The following is a 3,235-nucleotide window of genomic DNA, read 5'->3' on the forward strand; positions in this document are numbered from 1 at the left end:
GTGCACGGGCACCGGCAGCAGCCGCGACGGCGTGTACGGCTCGACCTGCGCGTACGGATCGGGCCGGGCGTACGGGTCGGATGAGTGGTCCGGGTCTGGCCGGGCGTACGGGTTGGACGGTTGGTGCTGCTCGGGCGGCGGGTTCGGGTTGGGCGACGCGTACGGGTCGGCGGGTCGGTGCAGCCGGTACACCCCGGGCTGCTCCTGCGTGCCGCCGGCCAGCCCGACCACCGACGGGGGCACCGGAGGGTCGGTGGGCTGGGGCGACGGCTCGTCCGCCGCTTCGGTCGACCATCTGCTCCCCGTTGACCCGACCGCCTCGTCGGAGGGCAGCCGGGGGTTCGGCACCGCCCCGGCGTGGTGGGTCGCGGCTGCCTGCGGGTGGTAGCCGGATTCGGCCGGCCCGTCGCCGTGCGGTGGGACGCGGGCGGCCGGCACGACCGGCGTGTCCCGAGCCGTGGGCGGGTCGTCGGCACAGGCGTGGTCGGGACTGGCCGCTGCCCGGGCCAGGGCCGCCACCTGGGTGGCCAGCGGGTCGTCGGCGGGCAGGTGCTGTCGGCACAGCTCGCGGGCGAGCGCCAGGTTGTCGTGTGCCTCGGCGAACTGCCCGCAGTCGCGCTGCATCGCTCCGAGCCGCGCCAGCATCTTGATGCCGCTGGGGTGCCCGTCGCCGTACACCTCGCGGTGCAGCTCCCAGGCGTCCTGGAGGCGGTCGCGGGCCACAGTGCACTGGCCGCGCGCGTACTCGACGGTGGCCAGGTCGGCGTGCGCGGCGAGCACCCGCAGTGACTCCGGGCCGTCCTGTGCGGTCAGCTCGATGATGACTTCCTGGTAGAGCCGCGCCGCCCGGGAGTGGCTGCCGACCCGGTGCAGCACCGCGGCCAGGGTCGCCGCGGCGGCCACCGTGCGCGGGTCGGCGCGGCCGTGCAGGCGGGTGCTGGCCGCGTACGCGAAGGCGGCCCACCCGCGGGCGGAGTGCGGCTCACCGAGAGCGATCAGCACCCGCGCCTGGAGGCTGGCCGCCTCGGCCAGCTCGGGGGTGGCGTTGGCCGGGCGGGGGTCGGCGTCGGTGAGCGCGTCGGACAGCAGTTGCTGTGCGCCGGCAAGATCGCCGGAGGACACGAGGTGGTGCGCCTGATCAGTCAGTTCACCGAAGCCGGAAGACACGCCCCATCGTGCTCATCCGACGACGGTAAGTACAAGACCCGCGCCGGTGTCGATTGGTCAGGATCCGGTCAGGTGCTCGGCCAGGGTCTCGCTGATCCGGCGTAGCTGGTCGACCTGGGCGGGGCTCAACGCGTCGAACAGGTGTCGGCGTACCCCCTCGACGTGGCCGGGTGCGGCGGCCGCGAGGGTGGCGAAACCCTCGTCGGTGAGTAGCGCGATCTGCCCCCGCCGGTCGGTGGGGCAGTCCTCGCGGCGCACCCAGCCGGCGGCCTCCAGCCGGGCCACTGCGTGCGAGAGCCGGCTGCGCGACGACCCCGCGGCCTGCGCCAACTGGCTCATGCGCAGTTGCCGACCGGGGGCCTCGGAGAGCTGGACCAGGATCTCGTAGTACGCGTGCGGCATGCCCGCGTCGCGTTGCAGCTCACGGTCGAGAGTGTCCATCAGCACCCGGGAGGCGGTGAGGTACGCGCGCCAGGTGCGCTGCTCGTCAGGGTCCAACCAGCGGGTCATGACCGCCATCATACTCCCGATGGTTGAATGTTCAACTAAAGCGCGCTAGTGTCGGGCCATGGGTATCCACCGGCTCAACCACGCGGTCCTCTACGTCAGTGACCTCGCCCGCAGCGTCGCGTTCTACAGCGACGTGCTGGGCTTCCGCCCGGTGGCGATGACCCCGGACGGCTTCCGGGGCGCCACCTTCCTCCAGGCCCCCGACTCCACCAACGACCACGACCTCGGCCTCTTCGAGATCGGCGCGGGCGCCGGGCGGTCGACCGCCGGCCGGTCCACCGTCGGCCTCTACCACCTCGCCTGGGAGGTGGACACGCTCGACGAGCTGGCCGCCACCGCCGAGCGGCTCGCCGCAGCCGGCGCACTGGTCGGCACCTCCGACCACGGCACGACCAAGAGCCTCTACGGCAAGGACCCGGACGGCCTGGAGTTCGAGGTGGTCTGGCTGATCCCGGCCGACCTGCTCGACGACACCGCGCTGGCCGCGCGCAAGCAGATCGGTCGGCTCGACCTGGACGCCGAGCGGCAGCGTTACGGCGGGCAGACCCGGGGCGGGGTGGGGATCTCCGTCCCGGCCTGACCGCCCGTACGGTAGAACGGACCGATGCCGACCGACCGGACCAATGATTTCCTCCGCGAGTTGCTGGTCCGCCAGTTGACGACCTGGCTGCCCGCGGCCCTGCACCGCTCCCGGCGGGCCACCATAGCCCTCGCGGGCGCCGACGCGGGCAGCGCGGAGGCCGCGCTACGCCTGGTCGCCACGCACGGCGACCAGGTGCGCGGCCGGCAGGTGACGGTGCTGGTGCTGGCCGACGCCGCCGCCGACCTGCCGGCCCGACTCGGCCCGATCGAGGCGGAGTTGCCCGCCGAGGTCACAGTGCACCTGCTGGCCGGCGAGCCGTACCGGCTGCCGGTCGCGGTGAAGGCCGCCGGGGCGGCCGGCGCGCCGCTGTTCTCCTTCGTGGACCTGCCCGGCGCGGTGACGCCGAAGCTGCTCACCGCCACGACCAACGGCCGGACCGGAGAGCTGCTGCTGCACACCACCGACAGCGCCCGAGACGTGCTCGTCTCCGCCGGGTTTCCCCTGGTCGCCGAGGTGGCACCGGTGCTGCCCGGTGGCGAGGCCGCCGGGGTGATCGCGTTCGGCAGCCGCTCCGACCGGAGCCTGGAGGCGGTCCGTGACGCGCTGTGGGCGGTCGGCGCGGACCTCGACGTGCGCTACCGCGACCCGCTCGACCCGACCGGTACGACTGTCGACGTGGTCGGCGAACCCGACCTCGAACCGTTGGCCCACGAGCTGCTGGCCGAGTTGCGGGCGGGCGGGGCGCGGCCGGTGACCGAGCTGCGCCGGCACACCCTCACCGCGACCGTCTACCGTGCCGCCGATGCCAACCAGGCGCTCGCCGACCTTGTCGACGCCGGCGCCGTGCGACGCGATCGCGAGTCCGGGCGGCTGGCCGGCGACGAGATCATCACCCTGACGCGCTGAGCGCCCCACCCCCGTCCCACCCTCGCCCCACGCGATCTTGCACTTTCTGCTCCGGCATAAGGGTTATTC

At 73.8% G+C, this 3,235-nt stretch carries 4 protein-coding genes; 2 read left to right on the forward strand and 2 right to left on the reverse strand.

The window, feature by feature from the left end; translation table 11 throughout:
* The coding region (locus KBX08_RS34255; RefSeq protein ID WP_307850716.1) for a tetratricopeptide repeat protein at positions 1 to 1,167 on the reverse strand (1,167 nt) is incomplete at its 3' end.
* Positions 1,168 to 1,224: 57 nt separating this feature from the next.
* On the reverse strand, positions 1,225 to 1,686 hold the full coding sequence (locus tag KBX08_RS32645; protein WP_030333595.1) for a MarR family winged helix-turn-helix transcriptional regulator: 462 nt from the start codon (positions 1,684 to 1,686) through the stop codon (positions 1,225 to 1,227).
* A 49-nt stretch (positions 1,687 to 1,735) separates the two neighbouring features.
* On the opposite strand from KBX08_RS32645, the gene KBX08_RS32650 reads away from it, so the two are divergent.
* Together KBX08_RS32650 and KBX08_RS32655 are read left to right on the forward strand one after the other, a co-directional pair.
* Positions 1,736 to 2,257 carry a VOC family protein gene (locus KBX08_RS32650; RefSeq protein WP_210787616.1) on the forward strand — a complete coding sequence of 174 codons (522 nt, stop codon included), beginning with the start codon at positions 1,736 to 1,738 and terminating at the stop codon, positions 2,255 to 2,257.
* Positions 2,258 to 2,281: 24 nt separating this feature from the next.
* The gene (locus KBX08_RS32655) at positions 2,282 to 3,166 is read left to right on the forward strand and encodes a hypothetical protein (protein WP_210787617.1); all 885 of its coding nucleotides are present in this window, start codon (positions 2,282 to 2,284) and stop codon (positions 3,164 to 3,166) included.
* Positions 3,167 to 3,235: the final 69 nt, after the last annotated feature.

The sequence above is a fragment of the Micromonospora sp. H61 genome, assembly GCF_018070325.1.
In the GTDB taxonomy this organism is placed as follows: Bacteria; Actinomycetota; Actinomycetes; order Mycobacteriales; family Micromonosporaceae; genus Micromonospora; species Micromonospora salmantinae.